The organism is Streptomyces sp. Ru73 (assembly GCF_002920575.1).
GTDB lineage: Bacteria > Actinomycetota > Actinomycetes > Streptomycetales > Streptomycetaceae > Streptomyces.
Genome location: NZ_PQSQ01000027.1, coordinates 24,179 through 48,683 on the forward strand (window position 1 = coordinate 24,179; position 24,505 = coordinate 48,683).

25 protein-coding genes are annotated in these 24,505 nt (G+C 74.2%); 10 read left to right on the forward strand and 15 right to left on the reverse strand.

The window, feature by feature from the left end:
• Positions 1-49 precede the first annotated feature (49 nt).
• From C3486_RS14685 to C3486_RS14695, 3 genes are read right to left on the reverse strand one after another with little or no spacing between them, the layout of a single operon-like run.
• Positions 50-1,507: a sodium:solute symporter gene (locus C3486_RS14685; protein WP_103833129.1), complete on the reverse strand. Its 1,458-nt coding sequence runs from the start codon at positions 1,505-1,507 to the stop codon at positions 50-52.
• Positions 1,504-1,746 (reverse strand): DUF3311 domain-containing protein, encoded by a 243-nt coding sequence (locus C3486_RS14690; RefSeq protein ID WP_103833130.1) that lies wholly within the window; start codon positions 1,744-1,746, stop codon positions 1,504-1,506. Before C3486_RS14690 ends, C3486_RS14685 begins: the two co-directional genes overlap by 4 nt.
• On the reverse strand, positions 1,743-3,413 hold the full coding sequence (locus C3486_RS14695) for an amidohydrolase (protein WP_103833131.1): 1,671 nt from the start codon (positions 3,411-3,413) through the stop codon (positions 1,743-1,745). Before C3486_RS14695 ends, C3486_RS14690 begins: the two co-directional genes overlap by 4 nt.
• A gap of 250 nt (positions 3,414-3,663) precedes the next feature.
• Between C3486_RS14695 and C3486_RS14700 the strand changes: the two genes are divergently transcribed.
• The 4 genes from C3486_RS14700 (at position 3,664) to C3486_RS14715 (ending at position 7,590) form a co-directional block, all read left to right on the forward strand.
• A complete protein-coding gene (locus C3486_RS14700) occupies positions 3,664-3,867 on the forward strand; it encodes a CsbD family protein (protein WP_103833132.1) in 204 nt (67 codons plus the stop codon).
• A gap of 405 nt (positions 3,868-4,272) precedes the next feature.
• Positions 4,273-6,096, forward strand: a complete 1,824-nt coding sequence (locus tag C3486_RS14705; protein ID WP_103833133.1) for a long-chain fatty acid--CoA ligase — start codon at positions 4,273-4,275, stop codon at positions 6,094-6,096.
• A gap of 198 nt (positions 6,097-6,294) precedes the next feature.
• Positions 6,295-7,128, forward strand: coding sequence for an aldo/keto reductase (locus C3486_RS14710; RefSeq protein WP_103833134.1), 834 nt, complete (start codon positions 6,295-6,297; stop codon positions 7,126-7,128).
• A 201-nt stretch (positions 7,129-7,329) separates the two neighbouring features.
• Positions 7,330-7,590: a hypothetical protein gene (locus tag C3486_RS14715; RefSeq protein WP_103833135.1), complete on the forward strand. Its 261-nt coding sequence runs from the start codon at positions 7,330-7,332 to the stop codon at positions 7,588-7,590.
• A 24-nt stretch (positions 7,591-7,614) separates the two neighbouring features.
• On the opposite strand, the gene C3486_RS14720 is transcribed toward C3486_RS14715, so the two are convergent.
• From C3486_RS14720 to C3486_RS14735, 4 genes are read right to left on the reverse strand one after another with little or no spacing between them, the layout of a single operon-like run.
• Positions 7,615-8,544 carry a trans-aconitate 2-methyltransferase gene (locus tag C3486_RS14720; protein ID WP_103833136.1) on the reverse strand — a complete coding sequence of 310 codons (930 nt, stop codon included), beginning with the start codon at positions 8,542-8,544 and terminating at the stop codon, positions 7,615-7,617.
• A gap of 48 nt (positions 8,545-8,592) precedes the next feature.
• Positions 8,593-8,988, reverse strand: coding sequence for an Asp23/Gls24 family envelope stress response protein (locus C3486_RS14725; RefSeq protein WP_258052784.1), 396 nt, complete (start codon positions 8,986-8,988; stop codon positions 8,593-8,595).
• Positions 8,985-9,575, reverse strand: coding sequence for a hypothetical protein (locus C3486_RS14730; RefSeq protein WP_103833137.1), 591 nt, complete (start codon positions 9,573-9,575; stop codon positions 8,985-8,987). The genes C3486_RS14725 and C3486_RS14730 overlap by 4 nt, the downstream gene beginning before the upstream one ends.
• Entirely contained in the window at positions 9,566-10,144 is a 579-nt protein-coding gene (locus C3486_RS14735; RefSeq protein WP_103833138.1) for an RNA polymerase sigma factor, read from the reverse strand. The genes C3486_RS14730 and C3486_RS14735 overlap by 10 nt, the downstream gene beginning before the upstream one ends.
• Positions 10,145-10,356: 212 nt before the next feature.
• Here C3486_RS14735 and C3486_RS14740 point away from each other — a divergent pair, with 212 nt between their 5' ends.
• Positions 10,357-11,355 (forward strand): YihY/virulence factor BrkB family protein, encoded by a 999-nt coding sequence (locus tag C3486_RS14740; protein WP_103833139.1) that lies wholly within the window; start codon positions 10,357-10,359, stop codon positions 11,353-11,355.
• Here C3486_RS14740 and C3486_RS14745 read toward each other — a convergent pair.
• The 4 genes from C3486_RS14745 to C3486_RS14760 all read right to left on the reverse strand — a co-directional run bounded on the left by C3486_RS14745 (position 11,288) and on the right by C3486_RS14760 (position 16,006).
• Positions 11,288-11,599 (reverse strand): 4a-hydroxytetrahydrobiopterin dehydratase, encoded by a 312-nt coding sequence (locus C3486_RS14745; RefSeq protein ID WP_103833140.1) that lies wholly within the window; start codon positions 11,597-11,599, stop codon positions 11,288-11,290. The genes C3486_RS14740 and C3486_RS14745 overlap by 68 nt on opposite strands.
• Positions 11,600-11,711: 112 nt before the next feature.
• Positions 11,712-12,182 (reverse strand): type II 3-dehydroquinate dehydratase, encoded by a 471-nt coding sequence (aroQ, locus tag C3486_RS14750; RefSeq protein ID WP_103833141.1) that lies wholly within the window; start codon positions 12,180-12,182, stop codon positions 11,712-11,714.
• A 33-nt stretch (positions 12,183-12,215) separates the two neighbouring features.
• Positions 12,216-13,592: an amino acid permease gene (locus C3486_RS14755; RefSeq protein ID WP_103833142.1), complete on the reverse strand. Its 1,377-nt coding sequence runs from the start codon at positions 13,590-13,592 to the stop codon at positions 12,216-12,218.
• A 149-nt stretch (positions 13,593-13,741) separates the two neighbouring features.
• Positions 13,742-16,006 (reverse strand): phage holin family protein, encoded by a 2,265-nt coding sequence (locus C3486_RS14760; protein ID WP_103833143.1) that lies wholly within the window; start codon positions 16,004-16,006, stop codon positions 13,742-13,744.
• 203 nt (positions 16,007-16,209) lie between these two features.
• Between C3486_RS14760 and C3486_RS14765 the strand changes: the two genes are divergently transcribed.
• From C3486_RS14765 to C3486_RS14775, 3 genes are all read left to right on the forward strand, one after another.
• Complete coding sequence (locus tag C3486_RS14765) at positions 16,210-16,743, forward strand: GNAT family N-acetyltransferase (RefSeq protein WP_374936870.1); 534 nt, start codon at positions 16,210-16,212, stop codon at positions 16,741-16,743.
• Between the two features lie 117 nt (positions 16,744-16,860).
• A complete protein-coding gene (locus C3486_RS14770) occupies positions 16,861-17,643 on the forward strand; it encodes an MBL fold metallo-hydrolase (RefSeq protein WP_103833145.1) in 783 nt (260 codons plus the stop codon).
• A 53-nt stretch (positions 17,644-17,696) separates the two neighbouring features.
• Entirely contained in the window at positions 17,697-18,323 is a 627-nt protein-coding gene (locus tag C3486_RS14775) for a DedA family protein (RefSeq protein WP_103833174.1), read from the forward strand.
• A 74-nt stretch (positions 18,324-18,397) separates the two neighbouring features.
• Here C3486_RS14775 and C3486_RS14780 read toward each other — a convergent pair whose 3' ends face one another.
• Together C3486_RS14780 and C3486_RS14785 are read right to left on the reverse strand one after the other, a co-directional pair.
• Complete coding sequence (locus tag C3486_RS14780; RefSeq protein WP_103833146.1) at positions 18,398-19,609, reverse strand: aminotransferase class I/II-fold pyridoxal phosphate-dependent enzyme; 1,212 nt, start codon at positions 19,607-19,609, stop codon at positions 18,398-18,400.
• Between the two features lie 121 nt (positions 19,610-19,730).
• Entirely contained in the window at positions 19,731-20,462 is a 732-nt protein-coding gene (locus C3486_RS14785) for an ANTAR domain-containing response regulator (RefSeq protein WP_103833147.1), read from the reverse strand.
• 349 nt (positions 20,463-20,811) lie between these two features.
• On the opposite strand from C3486_RS14785, the gene C3486_RS14790 reads away from it, so the two are divergent.
• Positions 20,812-22,140, forward strand: coding sequence for a PAS domain-containing protein (locus C3486_RS14790; RefSeq protein ID WP_103833148.1), 1,329 nt, complete (start codon positions 20,812-20,814; stop codon positions 22,138-22,140).
• Between the two features lie 22 nt (positions 22,141-22,162).
• Here the strand turns inward: C3486_RS14790 and C3486_RS14795 are convergent, their stop codons facing one another.
• Both C3486_RS14795 and C3486_RS14800 read right to left on the reverse strand, forming a co-directional pair.
• The gene (locus tag C3486_RS14795; protein ID WP_258052786.1) at positions 22,163-23,122 is read right to left on the reverse strand and encodes a SigB/SigF/SigG family RNA polymerase sigma factor; all 960 of its coding nucleotides are present in this window, start codon (positions 23,120-23,122) and stop codon (positions 22,163-22,165) included.
• A 330-nt stretch (positions 23,123-23,452) separates the two neighbouring features.
• Positions 23,453-23,911, reverse strand: a complete 459-nt coding sequence (locus tag C3486_RS14800; RefSeq protein ID WP_103833176.1) for a GNAT family N-acetyltransferase — start codon at positions 23,909-23,911, stop codon at positions 23,453-23,455.
• Between the two features lie 114 nt (positions 23,912-24,025).
• On the opposite strand from C3486_RS14800, the gene C3486_RS14805 reads away from it, so the two are divergent.
• The gene (locus C3486_RS14805; protein ID WP_103833149.1) at positions 24,026-24,472 is read left to right on the forward strand and encodes a CBS domain-containing protein; all 447 of its coding nucleotides are present in this window, start codon (positions 24,026-24,028) and stop codon (positions 24,470-24,472) included.
• Positions 24,473-24,505: the final 33 nt, after the last annotated feature.

Genomic DNA, 24,505 nt, shown 5'->3' on the forward strand with positions numbered 1-24,505 from the left:
ACTTTCTAACACCGCTGCCTCCCGCCCGCCGCAGCACCGCGCGGCCGGCTCACCCGGTGCGGCCGCCCACCCTCCCCGGGGACTCCTTCGCGTCCTGACCGGACGTCACCGGCGGGAGCGCCGACAGTGGCTCGGTGACCGGCCCCGGCCGGAGCCGGCTCAGCCCGAACATCAGTACGCAGTTGAAGGCCACCGCGACCAGCCCCGCATTGATGCCGCCGAGGCCGGGATCGGTGACGTACAGCGCGATGGACGCCGCGATCCCGCCGAGCATGCCGGCGGACACCGCCCACGACTGCACCCGGCGGCAGAACATCAGTGCGAGCCAGCCCGGCACGAGCTGTCCCAGCAGGTAGTACGTCAGGTTCAGCACCGTCAGCATCAGGGTCGAGGCCGTGAGGGTGAGGACGGCGGCGGCGACCAGGAAGACCGCGACCACCGCCGTGGTGGTACGGCGCTGCGCCTCGGGGCGGACGTGGGGGGCGAGGTTGCGGGAGACGATGCCGCCGATGGTGAGCGCGGTGACGGCGAGGACCAGGACGCCGGACAGGCCCGCGCCCGCCGCGACCACCCCCACCGCCCAGTCCGGCAGCCGGTCCTGGACCACGGCCATGAAGACGGTGTTGGGGTCCTTCACGTCCGGCCGGTCGGCGAAGGCGAAGTAGGCGGTGGCGACCAGGAACGGATACATCAGCATGTAGACCGGCATCCACACCGTCGAGGACTTGATCGCCCGCTCGGACTTGGCGGTGAAGACGTAGGCGGCGGAGAAGCCCAGGTAGAAGGTGACGCTCTGGAACACGATGGTGGTCAGCGCGAACACCATCGGCGAGCCGCTCATCGTCACCTGCGCCCGCGGCACCGCGTGCGGCCCGAAGACCTCCGCCGGGCCGCCGCCGGCCGTCACCGTCACCACCCCGACGACGACGATGCCCAGCACCATCAGCACGTCCTTCAGGATCGCGACGAAGGCGGGCGAGCGGACCCCGGAGACCGCCAGGTACAGGAAGGCGATCACGCCGGCCAGCACCACCGACTGCACGGGGCTGATCGGCAGCCCGAGCGCCCCGAGCACCACCTGCATGCCGATGAACTGGTACTGCCCCCACGGCACCAGCGCGATCAGCAGCGCGGCCGCGGTGACCAGCTCCAGGCTCCGGCTGCGGAAGTGCCGCCCGAAGACGTCCGGCACGGTCATCGCGTCGTACCGCACGCCGGCCCGCCAGATCAGCGGCGCGATGTAGTACCCCAGCGGATAGGCCAGCAGGATGTAGCCGAGGAACCAGATGCCGTAGCTCGCACCGCCCGCGTAGATGCCGGCGGGGAAGCCGATCATGGTGCCGATGCTGTAGATCTCGCCGACCGCGAGGAAGTACAGCAGCCAGGGCGGGAAGGACCGGCCGCCGACCAGGTACTCGCCGATCGACATGTTCTTCATGCCGCGCCGCGCGCTGAAGGCGACCAGGACGGAGAGCGCCATGACGCCGAAGAAGATCGCCGCTGTCATCGCCCCGCCGCCTCTCGCGCCGTGCCCGCCTCCGGGTCCTCCCGGTACCGCGGCTCGTCGATCCGCCAGGCCACCCACAGGCACAGGCTGGTGAGCGGGAACCATGCGAACATCCACAGCCACAGCAGCGGGATGCCGAGGACGTAGACCCCGGTGTCCGCGAGCAGCGGCATGACGACGAGGATCGCCACGACGGGCAGCCCGAGCCCGACGGCGAGGCTCTTCCGGCTCTGCTTCACCGGGCCTCCCCCGCCCCGACCGGGCGCCCGGCGTCCAGGCCCGCGCCGCCCCACACCACCTCGCCGCCGATGACGGTGGCGTCGACGCGGAGGTCACGCAGCGCGTCCGGCGCGACGGTGCCCGGGTCGCCGGAGAGCACCGCGATGTCGGCCAGCTTGCCGGGCTCCAGGCTGCCCTTGCGGTCCTCCTCGAAGCCGAGGTGAGCTGCCTGGCTGGTGTAGCCGCGCAGCGCGGTGTCCACGTCCACCCGCTGCTCGGGCCCCAGCTCGTGGCCGTCGCGGGTGGTGCGGCGCACCGCGCACCAGATGCCCTCCAGCGGCGGTACGGGGACCACCGGCGTGTCCGAGTGCAGCCCGAAGGTGACGCCGTGCTTGCGCGCCGAGGCGAGCGGGTCGATGCGGCGGGCCCGCTCGGGGCCGAGGAAGCGGTCCCGGTGCCGGTCGCCCCAGTAGTAGACGTGCTTGATGAAGAAGGACGCGAGGACCCCGGCGGCGGCCATCCGGTCCAGCTGCCGCTCGCTGACCATCTGGCAGTGTTCGATGCGGTGCCGCCGGTCGCCTTGCTGCGGGTCCAGGCCGAGCTTGGCGTACGCCTCCAGGACCGCCTGGATCGCGGCGTCCCCGTTGCCGTGGATCGCGACCTGCCAGCCGGCCTCGTGCAGCGTGGCCACGCGCCGGGCGAGGTCGTCCTGCGGGAAGATCAGCAGGCCGTTCTTGTCCGGCGCGCAGGCGTACCCCTCCGAGACGCAGCCGGTCAGCCCCTGGAGCGAGCCGTCGGCCCACATCTTCACGCCGCCGATCCGGAAGAGGTCGTCGCCGAGCCCGGCGACGCCCGCCTCGACGGGGCTCAGCTCGCCGCGCGACAGGCCGGGGAAGAGGTCCTGCACGAGGTAGGCGCGGACGCGGTTGCGCAGCCGGCCGGTGCGGCGCGCCAGCTGGTACGCGCCCAGTTCGGCGGGCCCGCCGACCAGGCCGAGCCCGGTGTCGTGGACGGTGGTGACCCCGGCGGCCAGGTAGGCGTCCCCGGCCAGCCCGATGGCCTCGGCGAGGTCGGCGGCTTCCGGCTGGGGCATGGCGGCGTACGCGGCGAACGCCGCGGTCTCCGCGAGCACGCCGTCCGGCTCGCCGTCCGCGTCCCGGTGGATCGCGCCGCCGACCGGGTCGGGGGTGTGCCGGTCGATGCCGAGGAGCCGCAGCCCGGCGGAGTTCAGTACGCAGAAGTGGCCGGAGATGTGCTGGAGGCAGACCGGCCGGCCGCGGGAGACCGGGTCGAGGTCGGCGCGGGTGGGGTGCCGGTCGTCGGCGAGCAGCGAGTCGTCGTAGCGGTAGCCGCGCACCCAGGTGCCCGGCTCGGCGTCGGCTGCGGCCTGCTCCACGCGGGCCGCGATGTCGGCGATCGTGGCGTTGGGCGGGCTGCCCGCGTCGACCTCGGCGGCCAGCGTCAGCCCGAAGAACGCGGGGTGGTTGTGGGTCTCGATGAAGCCGGGCACCGCGCAGCGGCCCTGCAGGTCGAGCACGCGGGTGTGCGGGCCGATGAGCCCGCGCACGGCGGCGTCGCCGTCCACGGCGAGCACCCGTCCGTCCCGGGCGGCGAGCGCGGTACGGGTCGTGCCCGCCCGGTCCATCGTGCGGATCGTGCCGTTGAGCAGGACGAGGTCGGCTGCCATGCATGAATCGGCGGTACGGGGTACCTCGGACACTGGGCGGTCACCACCTGACGCGGAACGGGGCCTGCCTGTCGGGACGGGATTTCCGACATGCTGCCCGCTCCGTGTCCGCCGTGACAGGACCAGATGGGGGCTGTCAGGAAGAGTCCAGCGGCGGTGACCGTACCGGCCCGGCCCTTCCCGGGGTGCGGGCCGGCCAGGGGTGGGGCAACGTGGTTGCGTCCCGCCGGACGAGACGAAGGAGGCCGGTATGGCTGACAAGGGCGCCATGGACAAGCTCAAGGGCAAGGCCAAGGAGATGGCCGGCAAGGCCACCGGCGACCGCCGGATGAAGGGCGAGGGCAAGGCCGACCAGACCAAGGGCAAGGCGAAGGACGCCATGGACGAGGTCAAGGGCCAGGGCGAGGGCGTCAAGGACTCGCTGACCGACCGCGACCGTACCGACGAGACCTGACGCGTCCCGCACCGGCGGCCCAGCGCGCCCCGCTCCCCCGAGCGGCGGCCGCCGGGCCGTTCCGCGTCCGCTCGGGCCCCTCCACAGGTGGCTGAATCTCGCCCTCCGCTTTGCCTCCGGGGCACGCGGTCGTGCCCCGGAGGCGGAAGGGCGGCGCGGGGGTGCCCAGGAACGGCGGATCGTCGCACGGGGAAACGGAAAGATTTAGTGCAGAAACAGTCCCTGTGACGTGATCGATCCGCATGTTACTCACGGGTTCATGTCCGGGGTTCTCCGAAGTAGCCCGTTTTCGCCGGATGACCTGGGCCTATGGCAACGGTTCGGACGTTTGGCAGCCACTGCCGAATGACCGTTCTCGTGGGGTACGGTCTCGGCGCTGCTAGGAGCACCACGAGGAGCGGGTCATTGCGCGAGTACTCCGTCCCCCCACTGGCGACGGCGCCCCGTGTCGGTGGTCTGGCGGACGCCGTCTACGAGAATGCCGAGTCCGGCCCCGAGCGGGTCGCGCTCTGCCGTAAGGATGCCGCGGGACGCTGGGAGGACGTCAGCGCCGCACGGTTCCGCGACGAGGTGATGGCGGTCGCCAAGGGCCTGCTGGCACAGGGAGTCCGGTTCGGCGACCGCGTCGGGATCATGTCGCGGACACGGTACGAGTGGACGCTGTTCGACTTCGCCCTGTGGTCGATCGGCGCCCAGCCCGTGCCGCTGTACCCGACCTCCTCCGCCGAGCAGGTCTTCTGGATGCTGCACGACTCGGCCGTCTCGTCCTGCCTGGTCGAGCACGAGGACCACGCCATGACCATCGGCTCGGTCATCGACCGGCTGCCGCACCTGCGGCTGCTGTGGCAGCTGGACGCCGACCCGGTCGCCGAGCTGACCGAGGCCGGCCGGCACATCGAGGACGACGTGGTGCACCGGCACCGCATGGCCGTCACCCCGGACGCGCCCGCGACCATCATCTACACCTCCGGCACCACGGGGCGCCCCAAGGGCTGCGTGATCAGCCACGCCAACTTCATGGCCGAGGCCGACAACGTCGTCGAGCGGTACGAGAAGGTCTTCCACTCCAAGCCGGGGGACGAGGCGTCCACCCTGCTCTTCCTGCCACTGGCCCACGTCTTCGGGCGGATGGTGCAGGTCGCCGCGATCCGCGGCCGGGTCAAGCTCGGCCACCAGCCGAACCTCTCGGCCACCGCGCTCCTCCCCGACCTGCAGTCCTTCAAGCCGAGCTTCATCCTCGCCGTGCCGTACATCTTCGAGAAGGTGTTCGCTGCGGCGCGCCGGAAGGCCGAGGCCGACGGCAAGGTCGGCCCGTTCGACAAGGCCGTGGACGTGGCGCGGCGGTACGCGGAGGCGATGGAGCACAAGGCCTTCGGCACCGGCTCAGGACCGGGCCCCGGGCTGCGCATGCAGCACCAGCTGTTCGACAAGCTCGTCTACAGCAAGGTGCGGGAGGCGATGGGCGGCCGGGTGCGGCACGCCATGTCGGGCGGCTCGGCGATGGAGCGCCGGCTCGGCCTCTTCTGGGAGGGCGCGGGCGTCACGATCTACGAGGGGTACGGCCTGACGGAGACCACGGCGGCCGCCACCGCCAACCCGCCGGAGCAGACCCGCTTCGGCACGGTCGGGCTGCCCATCCCGGGCACGACCGTGCACATCGCGGACGACAACGAGATCTGGGTGCGCGGCGGCCAGGTCTTCCAGGGCTACCTGAACAACCCCAAGGCCACCGACGCCACGCTGCACGACGGCTGGCTGGCCACCGGTGACCTGGGGCAGCTGGACGAGGACGGCTACCTCACCATCATCGGCCGCAAGAAGGAGGTCCTGGTGACCTCCGGCGGCAAGACGATCTCGCCGGTGCCGCTGGAGGAGCGGGTGCGGGCGCATCCGCTGGTCGCCCAGTGCATCGTGGTCGGCAACGACCGGCCGTACGTCGCCGCGCTGGTCACGCTGGACCCGGAGGCGGTGGCGCACTGGCTGCAGATGCGCGGCAAGCCCGCGATGCCGCCGACCGACCTGGTGCGCGACCCGGACCTGGAGACCGAGATCCGGCGTGCGGTGGTGGCCGCGAACACGCTCGTCTCGCAGGCCGAGTCGATCCGCACCTTCCGGATACTGGCCAGCCAGTTCAGCGAGGAGCACGGGCTGCTCACGCCGTCCCTGAAGCTGAAGCGCAAGGCGATCGAGACGGCGTACGAGGCCGAGGTGGCGGCGCTGTACGGGTAACGTGCGCGACGCCGTACGGGAGACGGCGAGCTGGGCGGATGACGGCGGGGCCGCGTACTGAGACGGCGGGGCTGTACGGGTGGCCGCGGGACCGCGTACGGGTGACCGCGGAACTTTCGGCGGTCGCGGGAATGCATGGGTCCGGTTGATCGTTGGATCTTGTAGAACCTGTACGCCGACCAAAGGATCGAATCGCCCGTGAGCAAGGTCCCCAACATCACCCTCAACAACGGCGTCACCATGCCGCAGCTCGGCTTCGGCGTCTGGCAGATCCCGGACGACGAGGCGTTCAAGGCTGTCGGCCACGCGCTGGAGGCCGGGTACCGCAGCATCGACACCGCCGCGATCTACGGCAACGAGGAGGGCACGGGGAAGGCCCTCGCCGCGTCCGGCATCGCCCGTGACGAGCTGTTCGTCACCACCAAGCTGTGGAACTCCGAGCAGGGCTACGACTCCACCCTGCGCGCGTTCGACGCCTCGCTGGCCAAGCTGGGCCTGGACTACGTCGACCTGTACCTGATCCACTGGCCGCTGCCGGCCCGGGACACCTACGTCGACACCTACAAGGCGTTCGAGAAGATCCAGTCGGAGGGCCGCGCCAAGGCCATCGGCGTCTCCAACTTCCAGCCCCCGCACCTCCAGCGGCTGCTGAACGAGACCTCGGTCGTCCCCGCGGTCAACCAGATCGAGCTGCACCCCGAGCTCCAGCAGGCCGAGAGCCGCGCCTTCCACGCCGAGCACGGCATCGCCACCGAGGCCTGGTCCCCGCTGGGCCAGGGCAAGGGCCTCCTGGAGAACGCCACGATCGGCAAGCTCGCCGAGAAGCACGGCAAGACCCCGGCGCAGGTCGTGCTCCGCTGGCACCTCCAGCTCGGCAACATCGTCATCCCCAAGTCCGCGACCCCGTCCCGGATCAAGGAGAACTTCGACGTCTTCGGCTTCGAGCTGGACGCCGACGACCTCCAGACCCTCGCCGGCCTCGACGCCGGCAAGCGCCTCGGCCCGGACCCGGCCACCTTCGACGTGGCCTGAGCCGAGCGCTCACCCAACGGCCCCGCCGCCCGGACGTCCGGGCGGCGGGGCCGTTGCGGTGGCACCGGCGGTGCCCAGGAGGGCCGAGAGGAGGGGCGCACCGCGCCCACCACTCGGCCAGCCGCGACGGGGCCCGCGCGATACCGCCTCCCGGCGCGAACCGTCATACGATCTACGGCAGTCGGGAAACAGGGGGCAGGAATGTCGCGGCGGGGGAAGCGGTGGCTGGTTGCGGGGTGGGGTGTGCTGGTGGTCTGCGCGGGCGGGGTGACGCTGTGGCTGAACGGCGGGGCGGACGCGCCCTCGCAGCAACCGGAGCCGGAGTTCGGGTGGTTCTCGATGTCTCCCGAGCCGCCCCCGGAACGGGAGTCGGAGCCGAAGCCGGACTTCGGGTTGTTCCCGGTGTCTCCCGAGCCGTCCCCGGTGGACGTGCTTCCCACCGGGGTCGGGTCGCTGCGCTGACGGCGCGTCAGGCGCGCCTGCCGGTCAGTCCGCGTGGCCCGCGTGGACCGTCTGGGCCGTGAGGAGGAAGGCGTCGGGGCGGTGGGCGATGGATGCCTCGTCGGCCGGGTCGGTGAGGCGCGCGAGTACCGCGCGGTCGCTCTCGTCCAGCAGCTCGCCCCACCTCTCGGCAGCCCGGGAGAGCCGGTCGGCGACGTGGTCGCGCGCGGTGCCGTCGAGCGGTGCCGGGAGGTCGAGCAGGAAGCTGCGGCTGCCGGTGTCGCGCAGGCCCGCGGCGGCCAGCAGCGCCGGCCAGTCCTCGGCCGTCGCGCGGTGCCCCGGCAGCGCCTCCCGCATCCGCGCGAACCATTCCTCCTGGGCCGCGTCCAGCCGGGCCTGGAGGCCGGGCCGGCCGATGCCGATGTCCCGCGGCAGCACCCGCTCCGGCAGCCCGCCCTCGGCCACCGCGAGGACCCCGCCGGGCCGCAGCAGCCCGGCCAGCAGCGCCACCGCGGCCCGCTGGTCACCGACGTGGTGCAGCACCTTGCTGGTCCAGATCAGGTCGGCCGTGCCGAGCCCGTCGAGGCCGCCGGGCAGCTCGGCCTCGTGCGTACGGACCCGGTCGGCCAGCCCGAGCCGCGCGGCGCGGTCCCGGGCGCGGGCGAGCAGCGCCGGTGCCGGGTCGACCGCCACCACCTCGGCGTCCGGGAAGGCCCGCGCCAGCAGGCAGGTGAGCACGCCGGGCCCCGAGCCGACGTCCCAGATCCGGCGTACGGGGACCGTCCCCGACGCGTGTTCCTCCGTAGCGCCCAGGAGTGTGCGCAGCCAGTCGGCGGCCTGCTCGTACATCGGGGTGGCGATCTCCGCCTGGCGTTCCAGGTGCGGGGCCAGTTCGTCCCAGTCCACGTGCGCGGCATCGTGGTCGTGGCCGTGCCCGGGCCCGTGCGAGTGGTGGTGCGGATGCGCGTCGGTCATGGTCCGAGCCTCGGGCACCGCGCGCCGCAGGGCAATGACCGCCGCGGCTCAGGCCAGGTCCGTCACGGTCACCGTCACCGTGAGCGACGCGACGCCGTGGCGCTCCGGGCCGTCCGGCGCGAACACGCGCTGCACCGCGGCCAGCACCTCGGTACGCACCGCGCGCGTGACGTCCAGGGCCCGGTGGCCGCGGCGTACGGCGAGGTGGATGCGGAGGCGCCACAGGCCCGGCGCGTCACCCGGCTCGACGCGGACGCCCGAGACGCGCGGCCCGTCGGCGGCGGCCCGCAGCGGCACCGCGCCGCGGACGAGGTCGCCCAGGCCGGGGCGGAGGAACGCCACTCCGGAGGTGCTGCGGGCCGCCTCGGCCGCGGTCCGCTGGAGCAGCGTCCGCAGCTCCCGGTCGGTCCTGCCCGGGCCCTCGGCCCGCTGTGTCCCGCTCATGCCCGCTCCTCCCCCGCGTCCGCGACGATGAGGTCGACGACGGCGACGTCCACGGCGGAAACGGTCATGCCGACCGCCTCGTCCGCCGCTGCCCGCACCCGCCGGCGGACCTCTTCCGCCAGTTCCGGCAGTTCCCAGGTGAGGCCCGCCGCGACCTCCAGGCTCACCGTCATCGGGCCATCGGGCGCCGTCAGGGTGACCCGGCAGCTGCCGGCGAAGACCTCGGGCAGCGTCTCGGCGGCCGCGCGGAACGCCTTCGCCGCCGCCGCCTCGGTGATCCAGGCGTCGTCCGCCGGCTCGCCCAGCGGCAGCGTGCGGCCGGGCCGCAGCTCGGTTCTGACCAGGTCCATCACCCGCGATGTGAGCCGGTCGGCGGCCGCCGCGTCCGCCGCGGCGTCACTGGCGCTCTCCCGGGCCTCCCGCACGTAGTCGTCCAGTATCCCCAGCTGCGCCAGCGCCTCCCGGCAGTGCGGGCACCCGGCCGCGTGCGGGTCGTCCGGCGACTCCTCCGCCGTCTCCCAGACCTCCGAGAGCGTGCGGCCGCAGGGCAGTGCCGGGTCCTCTTCGTACGCGTCGCCTAGCGCCATGCGCTCATCGCCTCCGTCAGATAACGGCGTGCCCGGAAAACCCTGCCCCGCACCGCCTGGTGCGTGCTGCCGACGATCTCTGCGATCTCGTCGTAGGGCAGGCCCTGCAGTTCGCGCAGGACCCAGCAGGCGCGCTGCTCCGGGGTGAGTCCCTGCATCGCGTCACCCAGCGCCCGTACGGCCGCGTGGGACTCGGCGGCGCGCACCGGCGACGAGGCGTGCTCGGGCGCGGGCGGTTCGGGGACCGAGCCGAGGTCCTGGGTGGGGCGGCGGGCGCGGAGGATGTTGAGGCAGCGGTTGGTGACGATGCGGTACATCCACGTCGAGAACGAGGCGTCGCCGCGGAACTCCGGGATGCGCCGCCAGGCGTTGACGAACGCGTCCTGCACGGCGTCCTCCGCGTCCGTCCTGCTGCCCAGGAGACGGGTCGCGAGGCGCAGCAGCGACGGGCCGTGCCGCCGCACGAGCACCTCGAACGCCCCTTCGTCCCCTTCTGCGGCCCGCGCGGCCAGGAGACCATCGCCGGGTTCGGGCACCCGTCCGCTCCTTCCGTCGGTACCGCGGAACATCCGTGCCAGGCATCACTGCCCCGGGCCCCATTGGGACACGCCTCGCGCCCGATGTCCCGGTACGGCACGCACAAAGCGCTCCGATTACGCCCATTATCCGATCCTTCGCCCGGTACGGCGGCCCGACGGAAGTACGGAGAAGCCGCGGGACGGGGCAGGATGGGGCACTGGCCGGAAGCGGAACGGCCCGTACGGAAAGGAAGACCAGCACGATGGAGGTCGGCGATGAGCGCCGGGTACCCGCACAGCAGACGCCGGAGCGGGCCGGACCGGACACGGGGGCGGGGCGCTCGCTGCCGACCTGGCGCCAGTGGCGCACCGCGTTGCGCCGCACTCCGGTGTCGGTGTGGAACGACGACCTGACGGACTGGGCCGCGAGCCTGACGTACTACTCGGTGCTGGCGCTGCTGCCCGCCATGATCGTGACGGTGTCGCTGATCGGGCTGGCCGACCCGCCCGCGACGGAACAGCTGATCGCGCACATCAGCGCGCTCGCGCCGGCCCAGTCCGGCGCGACGCTGCACCGCGCGCTGGTCTCCATGTCGCACCAGCGGACCGCCGCCTGGCTGCTGGTGGGCGGCGCGACGGTCAGCGCCGTGTGGTCCTCGTGCAGCTACCTGGCGGTGTTCCGGCGGGCGCTGCACGCCATGCACCGGGTCAAGGACGACCGGCCGCCGTGGCGCAAGGCGCCGCGGATCTTCTGCACGGCGCTGGTGTTCCTCGCATCCCTGATCGCCAGCGCGGTGGCCCTGCTGGTCAGCGGGCCGCTGGCGCGGGCGATCGGCCGCGCGGTGGGCCTGGGCCGGGCCGCCGCGGCGACCTGGAACGTCGTGCAGTGGCCGCTGCTGCTGTGCCTGGCGACCGTGCTGGTGCTGGTGCTCTTCCGGTCGGGGCCGCCGGCCTCGCGCGGGGTGCGGCGCGGAGCGCCCGGCGGCGTCCTCGCGGTCCTGCTGTGGCTGGTCTCCTCGGCGGGCTTCGCGCTGTACGCGTCGGCCGTCGGCACGTTCAACCGGCTGTACGGCTCGCTCGCGGGACCGGTGGTCTTCCTGATCTGGCTGTGGTTCTCCCACCTGTCCCTGCTGACCGGCGCGCAGTTCAACGCGGAGCTGACGCGGGCGGCGCCGCAGCTCGCGCGGGGCCGGATCAGCGGGCCCCGTGGCCCGCTGCGACGGCTTCGATCCGCTGTGCGAGGCCGAAGTCCAGGTCGGTGATCGCCCCGCCGGCGCTGTGCGTGTTCACCGCGATGGCCAGCGTGTTGTAGCCGAGCGTCTGCTCGGAGTGGTGGCCCAGCTCCTCCTGGATCTGGGCCACGTGGATGACCATCGCGGCGGCCGGCAGGTGGCTGTCGAAGCGGTACGTGCGCGTGAGCCGGCCGTCGGCCACCGTCCAGCCGGGCAGCTCAGCGAGCCGGTCCTCGATCTCCTTGTCGGTGAGCGGGTCCACCTGACCGTTCATGCCGTGCCGCCTCTCAGCCGTCGCGTGCGTCGTTGCGTTCTGGCTTTCCCCTCCACCCTCGCACGCCGAACCCGCTTTCGCGCCAATGTGCGACCCGGCGGGGCGCCCGGTGTCAGCCGTCCCGGCGCGCGGCGACGAGCGCGGCGACCCGCTCGACCGCGAAGGCGTACCCCTGGACGCCGCAGCCCGCGATGACGCCGTCGGCGCGGTGCGAGACGTAGGAGTGGTGCCGGAACTCCTCGCGGTGGTGGATGTTGGAGATGTGCACCTCGATGACGGGCAGGCCGTCGCAGGTGTTCAGCGCGTCGAGGAGGGCCACCGAGGTGTGGGAGTAGGCGGCCGGGTTGATCACGATGCCGGCGTGCTCGGTGCGGGCCTCGTGGATCCAGTCGATCAGCTCGCCCTCGTGGTTGGACTGGCGGCAGTCCACGGTGCCGCCGTGGGCCGCCGCGGTCTTCGCGCACAGCGCCTCGACGTCGGCGAGGGTGTCGGAGCCGTAGATCTCCGGCTGCCGCTGGCCGAGGAGGTTCAGGTTGGGGCCGTTGAGGACGAGGATCGGGGCGGTGGCGAGGGTACGGGGCATCGTGCTCTCAGCTCTCCATTCGGGGTGGCGCTGTCAGGGGAGCAGTATCCCCTCCGGCGCCTCCTCGTCCGCCGCGGGGGCCTCGGCGGCCTCCCGCTCGCGCACGGTGCGGCGGGCCCGCATCCACGCGTAGACCAGGATGCCGGCGAAGAGGAAGAGCACGCCCTGGTAGATCGCGGCGTACCCGGCGCCGGCCACCAGCCAGAAGGTGAAGCCGAAGGCGGCCAGCGCGAGGACCAGGTCGCGCGCGAAGCGGCCGGGGCGCACCTCGTCGCGGCGGCCGGTGAGCAGGTAGTAGACCTGCGCGCCCGCGGCGAGGAGGTAGGGGACGGTCGCCGAGAAGGTGGTGATCAGGACCAGGATCTCGAAGACGCCGCCGGCGCCGGAGACGTAGTTGATCACCGTCAGCGCGGTGGCCAGGACGGTCGAGGCCAGTACGCCGAAGGTCGGCACGCCGCGCCGCTTCTTCTGGAAGGCGGCCGGGAAGAGGCCGTCCTGCGCGGCGGCGTACGGGGACTGGGCGCTCATCAGCGTCCAGCCGTTCAGCGCGCCGACGATCGAGACGACGGCGGCCGCGGCGATCAGCGTGCCGCCCCAGGTGCCGCCGAACATCGCGTTCATCGCGTCGGAGAACGGCGCCTGGGACTTCACCAGCTTGTCGTGCGGGACGGTGCCGAAGACCGAGACGGTGCCGAGGAGGTAGACGACGGCGGCGCCGATGACGCCGAGGACGGTGGCCCGGCCGACGTTGCGCTGGGGGTTGCGCACCTCGCCCGCGCTCATCGCGGCCGACTCCACGCCGACGTAGCTGTAGAGCAGGATCGCGGCGGCGGCCGAGAGCCCGCCGAGCGAGCTGCCGGTGCCCGCGTGGAAGGAGCCGAGGTTGTGCGGGTCGAAGAAGAACAGCCCGGCGATCGCGATGAACAGCAGCGGCAGGAACTTCAGCACCGTGGAGACCAGCTGCACGGCGCCCACGTAGCGGGTGCCGGCGAAGTTGGAGAGCGCCGGGAGCCAGAGCGCGATGAGCGCGACGGCCAGGTCCATGCCCTTGGAGGCGTGGCCGGGGAAGAGCACGTGGACGTAGCCGACGGCGGCCACGGCGAGGGCCGCGTTGCTGACCCAGGTCATGGTCCAGTACGACCAGGCGGACAGGAAGCCGGCGAAGTCGCCGAACGCCTCGCGGGCGTAGACGTACGGACCGCCGGTGTCCGGATGGCGCTCGGCGAGCCGCCCGAAGACCAGGGCGAGCGCGAGGGCGCCCACGGTCAGGACGCCGAAGGCCACGAGGCTGACGGTGCCGTAGGGGGCGACCGAGGCGGGCAGCAGGAAGATGCCGCCGCCGATGATGTTGCCCATCACCAGGGCGGTGGCGGTCCCCAGACCGAAGCGGCGGGTGTGCCGGTCGTGCATGGCGAGTGGTGGCTCTCTCTTGTGCTCTGCGCCCGGGGTCACCGGACGCCCCTGCGCTCCGGGGCCCGAGTCGGCTCCCGTGCGCCGCGCCCGGCCGGACGGCAGCGGGCTCTCCCCCATGGTCCGGGACCCCGGAGGCCACCTCCAAATCAGTGCTGTTTGTCCTGCGGGGTGCCGTCGGTGGGCGCAAAAGCTTCGGGCGCCGCACCCCGCGGCCGCATTTCGTCCGCACCGGGTCGCGCAGCTCCCTCGGCGGACACGCCCCCGACCTGCGGTTCCCGTGCCCCGCTCGGCTCCCCGGCCGCCGGCTCAGGAGTGGCCTGGCGCTCCCGTACGGCCGGGCGCTCCCGTGTACCGTGCGGCTCCCCCACCGGTACCGCCGGGCCGCCGCCCTCGCCCAGCCAGCGCCGGAAGACCCGGTGCACCCGCTCGGCGCCGACCAGCTCCGCGCCCTCCCCCACCGGCGGCGTCAGCTCCTCGGGCCACAGCAGGAACGCCCGGGACTGCGGTCCCCCGAGCCCGCCGTGCGAGCCGATCTGCTCCTCGAAGGCGTGCACCTCGCCCGTCTCCGGATCGCACGCCGAATTGATCATGATGTCGGCGACGTGCGGGAAGCCGTCGGTCCGGCGTACCGCGTCCGCCGCGCCGGGCCCGAACGGCGCCAGCGGGTCCTCGCCGACGACCAGCCCGCTGTCCAGGTGGTGGGCGCCGCCGCGCGGCCCGAGCACCACGGCGCCGTGCTTCTCGGACCGGACGAGCAGGAAGCCGATGCCGGGGTGCTCGGCCAGGGTGCTCAGCAGCGCCGGGTTGCGCCGGTCGATCTCCTCGCGGGTCGCCCGGCCCGGTATCGACGGGAAGGACACCAGGCCGAGGTTGCCGGAGGCCAGCACGATCGGCTCGGCCGCCCGCCGTGCCCGCCGGGTGGTCTCCTCCGGCTCCTCCTCCTCGGGCCGGCGCAGCGCGGCGCGCGCGGTGTTCCTGGCCTCGGCCCCGGTGGGGCTGCGGCGCGCCCGCCGCGACACGGGCAGCCCGCAGCCCGCCCGCACCAGGTCCTCCAGCGTCAGCCCGTACCGCCCGGCGAAGGTCTCGCCCGGGCTCTGGCCGTGGTCGGAGAGGAGCACGATGCGGTACGGGCGCGGCGCGTGCCGGGCGACCTTGGCGATCAGCGCGAGCGAGCGGTCCAGGCGCCGCAGCACCAGCCGGACGTCCCGGCTCTCCGGGCCCGAGTGGTGCGCGACCTCGTCGTACGCGACCAGGTCGGCGTAGATCGCGGTACGGCCCACGAGCATGTCGCCGATCACGGCGGCCACCACCACGTCCCGCTCGACGACGGTCGCGAAGGCCCGCACGAAGGGGTAGAGGCCGCCGCGCTTGACCCGCGGCCCGGTGCCGCGGAAGCGGGCGCGCAGCGACTGGCCGATCTCCCGGCACACCTCGACGACGAAGGAGGCGGCGGTGCGGGTGGCGTTCGCGGGGTCGGAGAAGTACGCGAAGTAGCCGGCCCGGGAGCGGTTGTACCGGCCGCGCCGGGCGGCGACCGAGAGCACCAGCGCGAGCTGCGCCGCGCCGCCGCTGAAGAGGTTGCCGCGGCTGGCGCCGTCCACCGTCAGCAGGCCGCCGTCGCCGGTCCGCACCATGGCGCGGCGCTGCAGCTCCGCCGCGCTGGTCGGCCGGTTGCTGACGATCACCTCGCCGGTCTCCTTCTCGTACCAGCGGAAGGCGGGCAGGTCGTGGTTGGTGCCGTGCAGGATGCCGAGCTGGCTGGCGCCGGTCTGGCTGGACCAGTCGGTGCGCCAGGGGGTGAGCGTATGGGTCGTGCCGGCCCAGGCGGCGACGGTGGGCATCAGCGGGTCGGGGCCGGCCAGCGCGTCGGCGAGCACGTCGTGGCCGACGCCGTCGAGCTGGAGGAAGAGGGTGCCGGGCGGGGCGCCCGCCGGGTCCGGCACCACCGCCCTGCGGCGCCGCAGGGCAAGCCGGGCCAGCCGTCTGCGGTACGCGTCGTCGTCCCCGACGGCGAGGGCCGCACCGGTCGCCGAGGAGACCGCCGACATCACGGCGGCGACCACCACGGCGGTCTCCGGTGAGGCGGCGCCGCGCCCGTCGGGCACCAGCCAGAGCGCGACCAGCAGCAGCGAGCCGTTGAGCGCGAAGACCAGCAGGCCGAGCACGAGCGCGGGCACCAGCAGCAGGGTGCGTACGAGCAGCGGCCACACCACCGCGCCGAGCAGGCCGAAGACGCCGGCGGCGAGGGCCGCGGTGACGGCGATGCGGGTGGCGCTGTCGCCGTCGGCCGACTGGAGCCGGAAGTCGGGCAGCGCGCCGGCCAGCACGAGCATGGCGACGGTCGAGACCGCCCAGACCGCGATCACTCGCAGCAGGGCACGGCCCGCTCTCCGCCATCGTGGTCGCCGCACCGCGCACTCACCTTTCCTCGCCCGTGTCCGGCCCGGATGTCCGGTACGCGCCTCAGCGTGCCACACCGCGGGGAGCGGCCGGATCGCGGCGTTACGTCACAGGTGCACATCGGGCATGAGGACGGTGACCGCGGTCCGCGGCGGGCAGTGCATTCGCTGACGTCCGGCCGTGCCGGGACCGAGATTTGGCAGGATGAGGTGTGATCACTTTGCATACGCAGCGGCTTGCACTGCGCCGCTGGCTCCCCGGGGACCTCCAGCCGATGGCGGCCGTGAACGCCGACCCGGACGTGATGCGCTGGATCGGGAGCGGCACGACGCGGAGCCTGTCGCAGACCGCCTCCGGCATTTCCTCCTGGGAGCAGGAGTGGGACATCGAGGGCTTCGGGCTGTTCGCGGTGGAGCTGCGGGAGACGGGGGAGCTGGCGGGGTTCACCGGGCTGTCGGTGCCGCACTTCCTGCCGGAGGTGCTGCCCGCCGTGGAGATCGGCTGGCGGCTGGGGCGGCCGTACTGGGGCCGGGGCATCGCCACGGAGGCGGCACGGGCCGCGCTGGACTACGGGTTCCGCGAGCGCGGCCTGGAACGGATCATCAGCATCGCGCAGCGCGGCAACGACGCCTCCGAGCGGATCATGCAGAAGCTGGGCATGCGGCTGGACCGCGAGACGGTCGACCCGACGTGCGGCCGGGCGGTGCGGGTCTACGTCATCGACGCACCCGGGGCGGCCGCCCGCTGACCGGCCGCTGACCGGCGGGCCGCGCCCGGCCGGCTCCGCGGCCCGTCGGCCGTGGGGCGTACGCTCGGGAGGGGCGCGACTGCCGTCGCGCGGCACGGGAGCGTACGGAGGTCACGGGTGTCGGTGGAGGTCACCTGGTGGGGGCATGCCACCGCTACGGTCGAGGACTCCGGCACCCGACTGCTGACCGATCCGCTCTTCGTCCGGCGCCTCGCCCATCTGCGGCGGCGGCGCGGTGCCGTGCCCGGCGACCGGGCCGCGGCGGCCGACGCCGTACTCATCTCGCACCTGCACTCCGACCATCTCCACCTGCCCTCGCTCGCCCGGCTCGCGCCCGGCACCCGGCTGGTCGTGCCGCGCGGCGCCCCGGCGGCGCTGCCGGGCCTGCGCAGGACGGCGGCGGGCCGCGGCCTTCCGGTGACGGAGCTGGGGCCCGGCGAGGAGACGGCGGTGGGCGCGCTGACCGTACGGGCGGTGACCGCCGCGCACGACGGGCGGCGGCTGCCGTACGGGCCGCACCGGGTGCCCGCGCTCGGCTATGTGATCAGCGGCTCGGCCACGACGTACTTCGCCGGGGACACCGGGCTGTTCGACGGGATGGCGGACGAGGTCGGCGCGTGCGACGTGGCGCTGCTGCCGGTGGGCGGCTGGGGCCCGTTCCTCGGCCACGGGCACCTGGACGCGCACCGTGCCGCGGTGGCGGCGGCCCGGCTCGCGCCGCGCGACGCGGTGCCGGTGCACTACGGCACGTACTGGCCGATCGGCATGGACGCGGTCCGGCCGCACGAGTTCCACGCCCCCGGGCAGGAGTTCGTCCGGCAGGCGGCGCTGCTCGCGCCCGGGGTGACCGTGCACGAGCTGGGGCACGGCGCTTCCGTACGGCTGGCGGCCGGCCGGTGAACGCCTCCCGCGCGCCCGAATCCCTGGCCGAACTCGCCGCGCACGCACCGCAGTTGGCGGACCGGCTGGCGGCCGTCGTACCGCCGGAGAGCACCCAGCAGGCGGCCGGCTACCCCTCCCTCTTCGTCCTGGTGGTCCTCGGCTCGCTCGTCCCCGTGGTCCCGACGGGCGCGCTGGTCAGCTCGGCCGCCGCGGTCGCCTTCCACCACACCTCGCCGTTCGCGCTGCTGCTGGTCTTCCTCGTCGCGTCGGCCGCCGCCTTCCTCGGCGACCTCGGCCTGTACTGGCTGGGCGCGCGCGGGGTCCGGTCGAAGAACGGCTCGCGGTGGCTGGAGCGGCTGCGCGAGCGGTCGGCGCCGGAGCGGCTGGCCCAGGCCCAGCAGCGGCTGGACGAGCACGGCGTGCTGGTGCTCGTGCTGTCCCGGCTGGTGCCGGCCGGGCGCATCCCCATCATGCTGGCCTGCCTGCTGGCGCGGCAGCCGGTCCGCTGGTTCGCGCGGGGCGACCTGCCGGCCTGCCTCGCCTGGGCGGCGACGTACCAGCTCATCGGGATACTCGGCGGCTCGCTGTTCAGCGAGCCGTGGCAGGGCGTGGCCGCTGCGGTGGGCCTGACGGTGCTGGTCAGCGCGGCACCGGCGGTCTGGCGGCGCGTTCGCGGGCCGCACGACCGGTCGGCCTGAGCCGTACGGGCACACCGCCCGGGCCGTACGCGTACTCGCCATGTCCTCTGCGTACGTGACGACTTGACGGCCCGTCACTCCTCCGGCGCGGGCTCGCCCTCCGCCGTCAGTGCCACGCCCAGTTCCCGCAACGACTCGGCCACGGCCGGGACTTCGAGCGGGTCGGGGGCGGCCAGCAGGCGCCGGCGGCGGTCCGGGTCCGGGTCGAGCAGCGCCTCGGTGCTCAGCCGGACGCGCAGCGCCTTGGGGTCGTCGCCGAAGCGGTGGCCGCCGCGGGCCGCCCAGGGCGCCAGTGCCCGCTCCAGCGCGGCGGGCCCGGTCACGCCGCGGGCGGCGAACACGGGGCGCAGCGGTTCGAGGTCGGCGTACAGATGGCTGCCGGCGTGCGGCGGGCGGCAGACCGCCCCCGCGGCGGTGAGCGTCGCGTACAGCCCGGCGGCGAGCCGCCCGTGCAGCCGGGCCGCCGCCGCGGTCCGTTCCCGTACGGTGGCCGGCTCGGTGAGCGCGTGGCCGACGGCGGCGGCGAGCGGGGCCGGCAGCGGGGTCGCCAGCCCGGCGAGCGCGCCTCGCACGGCGGCGCACAGCTCCTCACCGGGGCCGGTGGCGGGGAAGCGGGCGAGGGCTGCGGGCCAGGAAGCGGGGACGAGTGTGGCCCGCAGGTCGGCGAGGACGACGACGTTGCCGGGCAGCATCTCGGCGGGGCTGAGCACCACCGTGTCGTGCGGGTCGTGCAGCAGGTCGCGGCGGGTCTCGTCGCTGATGATCCAGAGCCCCTCGCCGGCCGCCGCCTCGCACACCTCGTGCAGCTGTTCGGGCGGCGGGCAGGTGCCGGTGGGGTCGTCGGCGACGGAGAGCAGCAGCACCCGCGGGTCGTCGCCCGCGTCCCGGGCCCGGTGCACCGCCTCCTGGAGCGTCACCGGGTCCGGCACTCCCCCGGACTCGGCCGGCACCGGTGCCGGGTGCGCGGCCCGGCCCAGCAGCCGGACCTGCGGCGCGTACCAGGCGGCACAGGGCCGGGGCAGTACGACGTCACCGCCGGCAGCGGCGAGCAGTGCGAGGAGCAACGCGGGCGCGCCGGGCGCGGCCAGTACCCGGTCGGCGACGGTCCACAGGCCGCGGCGCTCGAAGTAGCCGCAGGCGGCGGCGCGCAGTGCCGGGGCGCCGCCGGGCGGCTCGGGGGCCGTGCGGTCGGCGGCTGCGGCGAGGTGCGCGGCCAGTTCCGGGAGGACGGGCAGTCCCATGGGCGGATCCGGAACCGGGTGCGGCTCCGGGGCGCTCGGCTGCATCCGTACCTCCACTCTCCACGGCGGTGCGCCGGGGCCCGCGGCGCGCGGGCCCCGACCACCCTCGCAGATCGGGGAGGTGCCGGGCGGGAGGACACGTCACCGCCGGGACCGCGGGACCGGGTCAGCGCCCGGCGGTCTCCTCGCGCATGACGCGCAACTCCCGCTCCAGGCCGCGGCCGCGGGTCCGGACGACGCCGGCGGCCAGGTCGTGCAGCTTGCGGTTGGTGCGCTGGGAGAGTTTGCGCAGCATGGTGAACGCGTCGTCCGCGTCGCAGCCGAGCACGTACATCATGATCCCGCAGGCCTGGTCCACGACCGGCCGGGAGCGCAGCGCGGCGTCGAGCCGGCCGACCTCGGCCAGCGCCCTGCGGTAGTGGCGGTCGCGGGCCAGGCCCGTGGCGGCGAGGTCGCCGAGCGCGGCGGCCGCGCATTCGCCGGACTCGGCGGTGATCCCGGGCCGGAAGCCGTAGACGGTGACGGTGATGGCCATGCCGTCCCGGAGGTACGGCAGGGTCGTACTGGAACGCACCCCGGCCTCCAGCGCCTCGGTGCGGTAGGCGGGCCAGCGGTCGTCGTGCAGCAGGTCTTCGGAGGAGACGGGGCGCCCGGTGTCCAGAGCGGCCCTGATCGGGCCCTCGCCGGTCTCCCACTGAACGCTGACCAGCGCGGACAGGTCCGGGTGCGTGACGGCTGCGGGCGGGTCGGCGGCCGCTTCGCCGGTGGTGACGGTGGCCGTGGCGCCGCAGCTGTCCGGGGTGCACCGCGCGGCCACGTCCGCGAGGTTCGCCAGACTGCGGGCGGACGAGCCCTGGGCACCTGGCTCGTCCACCGGGCAGAGGGTGTGGGTCGCCATAGCTGTCAATCCCTCGATCGGTGCATAGGGCAAGCAGCGCGGCACGGACGCTGTGCCGCGGTCGCCCCCGCATATGTCGGGGGCCAGGCCCGTACGGAGTCGGTTTCCCGGTGGGCGGACGGGGAAACGCCGGTATCGCGTCGATCGGGCGGCGTTCGCCGGCGGTCCGGCCCGTTCGTGCCAACTCCCCAGTACGTGCGCACGCGCGGCCCTTTCCGGCCTGCCGCAGCCCTCGTACACGCCCCACCGTACGCCCGGACCCCGGCCGGGGCCGAACGCCGGGGAGCTCTTCCGGCCGTGCTCGGTCACGGGCGCAGCCGGTAGCCACCGGTCCGGTTACGGTGTGGGCATGGCCGGTGCAGAACAGTCAGCTGGTGGAGAGCTCGCGGACTTCCGCAAGCGGGTAGAAGAGCTGCGGAGTGCGCGCACGCTTCCGTCGCAGGAGCAGCAGCCGATGCTGGACGCTGCCCTTTTCGAGCTGCAGCACGTCGTCGACGTGCTGCTGCCGCGCTATGAGGAGCTGGCCGCCGCGGCCGGCCGCAGCAACGGGCCGCGCGCGGGGACGGAGGAACAGCAGCTGCTGCGCGCGCTGTTCCAGCGCACGCCGTGCGTCGTCGCGCTGCTCGACCCGGACACGGTGGTCCGGCGGCTCAACTTCGCGGGCACGATCCTCTTCGGGATGCGCGCGGGGTACGCCACCGGACGGCCGCTCACCGGCTCGCTGGCGCCCGAGGTCAGGGCCGCCTTCCGCTCCCAGGTCGCCGCGGTGGCCCGGAACGAGGGGGACCGCAGCATGGCCGTCCGGCTGCTCCGTACGCCGGAGGGACCGGGCGAGCCGCTGCGCGCGACGATGACGGCGCTGCGGCCCCCGCAGGAGCCGGGCAACGCCGTGCTCACCGTCTTCCACACCGGTGGCGGCGCCTTCCCCGCGCACGACATGCTGTCGGGGAACAGGACGTGGCGCGAGGACGAACATCCGGTGAACCATACGGAGCACCAGCGGGATTGTGCCGCGGCGCCGCCCGCGCGGCGCACCGTGCCGCCCGCCCGGCGGGTCCCCGACACTCCCCGGCGCGTCTCCCGCGCGCACCTCGCGGAGGTGACGCAGGGCGCCGAGCTGCTGGACCTGCTGGACGACACCACCACCGCGCTGCTGTCCGGGCCGCCGGCCGGCCCGGCCGCCGACCCCGGCACGCCCCCGGCCTCGGTGGAACGGGCGGTGCGGGTACTGGCCGGCCGGTTCGCCGACTGGGTGGTACTGGACGAGGCGGCCCCCGCGGAGAAGCCGGATCCGGACGGGCACGCGCACGGGGCGCTGCGCCGCACGCTGGTCCTCGGCCCGAAGGAGGACGACGCGCTCGCGGCGGCCCTGGCCGGCCAGGACCCGGCCGACTGCCCGCTGGTCGACAACGCCGCCCGGACGGGCAGCAGGGCGCTCCAGGCGCGGCCGGACGACATGGCGGCCTTCGGCCACGACGAGAAGGGCGCGCACTTCCTCGCGCGCGCCGCCGTCACCTCGCTGCTGTGCGTACCGCTGCGCGAGCCGGACGGCCCCGTGCGGGGCGTGCTCACGCTCTTCCGCACGGGCGCCCGGCGGGCGTTCAGCCTCGCGGAGGCCGGGGTGGTGGACCGGCTGTCGCGCCACCTGGGACTGGCGCTGCGCGACACCCGGCCCTGAGGAGCGCCGTCCGGCACCGCGCTCACGACGTGGCGTACTCGCCCTGCCGTGCGCCGACCTGGTCGGCGAGGCGCCGGCAGGTGCGGCTGATGATCCGGGAGACGTGCATCTGGGAGATGCCGAGCCGGTCCGCTATCCGGCTCTGCGTCATGTCGCAGAAGAACCGCATGTAGAGGATCTCCCGCTCGCGCTCGGGGAGTTTGCGCAGCTTCGGCTTGACCGCCTCACGGTCCAGGACGAGGTCGAAGCCGGACTCCAGCGAGCCGAGCGTGTCGGCCAGCGAGTAGCCGTCGTCGGCGCCGGGCAGTTCGGCGTCCAGGGAGAGCGTGGTGAAGCTCTCCAGCGCCTGGCTGCCGAGCAGCACCTCCTCCAGGGACATGCCGGTGTGCTCGGCGATCTCCTCGGGGGTGGGCCCGCGGTCGTCCACGCTGCGGGTCAGTTCCTGCCGCGCGGTACGCACGCGGTTGCGCAGCTCCTGCACCCGGCGGGGCACGTGCAGGCCCCACATGTGGTCGCGGAAGTGGCGCTTGACCTCGCCCACGATGGTCGGCACGGCGAAGCTCTCGAAGGCACAGCCCCGGTCGGGGTCGTACCGGTCGACGGCCTTCACCAGGCCGAGCGCCGCGACCTGCTGGAGGTCCTCGGCGGCCTCGCCGCGGTTGCGGAACCGCAGCGCGAGCCGCTCGGACATGGGGAGCCAGGCGCAGACCACGCGCTGCCGCAGCTCCTGGCGTTCGGGGCCGTCCGGCAGCGACACCAGCCGCCGGAAGTCGCCGGTGGTGTCCGGCGCGTCGTGGTGTGAGTGGCGGCTGCGCTGCCGGGGCGCCGGCGGGGCCTTGCCCGCCGTGACCCGGCGCTGCTTGCTGCGGCGGGCCGGCTTGCCCGGCGGCCGGCTCGGGGCCTGCTCGGTCCGCCGACGGGTGGTGGTGCGCTGCTCGGGACGTTCTGGGGTGTGCTGCTCGGCCTGGGATGTCATGGGCATGGTCTGGGCTCCCTGATCCGTCGACTCAGAGTCCGTCGAACCCGTGGAAGCGCGACCGGCAGAGGCGCACCCGTCATCAGTCACACGACTTTCCACGGGCGTGCCTCCGGTCCGAAGCACGGTTTTCGCGTGCCCTGCCCCCTTGGCCGTAAACACGGGCCGGGCAGATCTCTTCGCACCGTGCGCACCGCGCGCTTACGCGCCCCGCCCTCCCGGCCGCCTCCCGACCGGCCGTACTCCCCGCCGGAGTTACCCCATCCCGGTTCCCCACACCGCTCGGCCGGTACGAAAAACCGCCCGGCGCGCGGTCCTTCGCCGGGGCGAGCCGGCTCAGCCGGGTGTCCGCGGCGGGGCCACGGGCGCTTCGTAGTACCGGACGGTGACCGGCGACCGCCCGCCCCAGTCCTGCCGCTCGGTCCCGGTGCACCGCCAGCCCCGCCGCTCGTACAGCGCGATGGCGGCCGTGTCGGCGGCGTGGACGGCCAGCACGGGCCGCAGCCCGCCGGCCGCCGCCGCTTCCGTCACCGCCCGCAGCAGCCGGCCGCCCAGCCCCTGGCCACGCGCCGCCGGGTCCACGTAGAGCCTGCTCACCTCGCGCCCGCACAGCGCGGCGTGGCCCGCGACGCGGCCGTCCGCGTCCTCGGCCACCCAGGCTCCGGTCAGCCCCTCAGGAGTCAGCCAGGCCGCCGGATCGGCCGGCCAGGCGTACGGATAACCGCTGTGCAGGTGCACCGCGCGCAGCACGCGTACGCACGCGGGGAGGTCCGCCACTGCCCGTCGTCTGATCATCCGGCCATCGAACCACGGGGCGGGCATGGCGGCGGGCGTGCCGGGTACAGCCTCCAGCGATCCCGCAGTCGGCCCGCGTGAGCGCAGGAGCGGAAAAAGGAAGGCGAGCAGGCAATGGCACAGTTGGTACGGGAAGTCATGACGCCGGCCGTGACCGCGGTGCACCCCGATGCCTCGCTGGTGGAGGCGGCACAGCTGATGCGCGCGCACGACATCGGAGACGTCCTGCTCTCGGAGGACGGCAAGCTGGTGGGGCTGGTCACGGACCGGGACATCGTGCTGCGCGCGGTGGCGGACGGGGTGGACCCGCTGAGCGTGCCCTGCCACTCGGTGTGCACGCCGGAACCGGTCACCGTCGGCCCGGAGGAACCGGTCTCGGCCGCGGTGACGCTGCTGCGCCGGAACGCCGTACGGCGGCTGCCGGTCGTCCAGGACGGCGCCCCGGTCGGCATGGTGAGCATCGGCGACCTGGCCCGGGCCCAGGACCCGGACTCGGCGCTGGCGGACATCAGCGGCGCCGCGCCGGACGACGGGCCCGGCGGCGCGCCCGGCCGCGGGTGACGCGGCCGGGGCCGCTGTCGCCTGTGGGGGCCG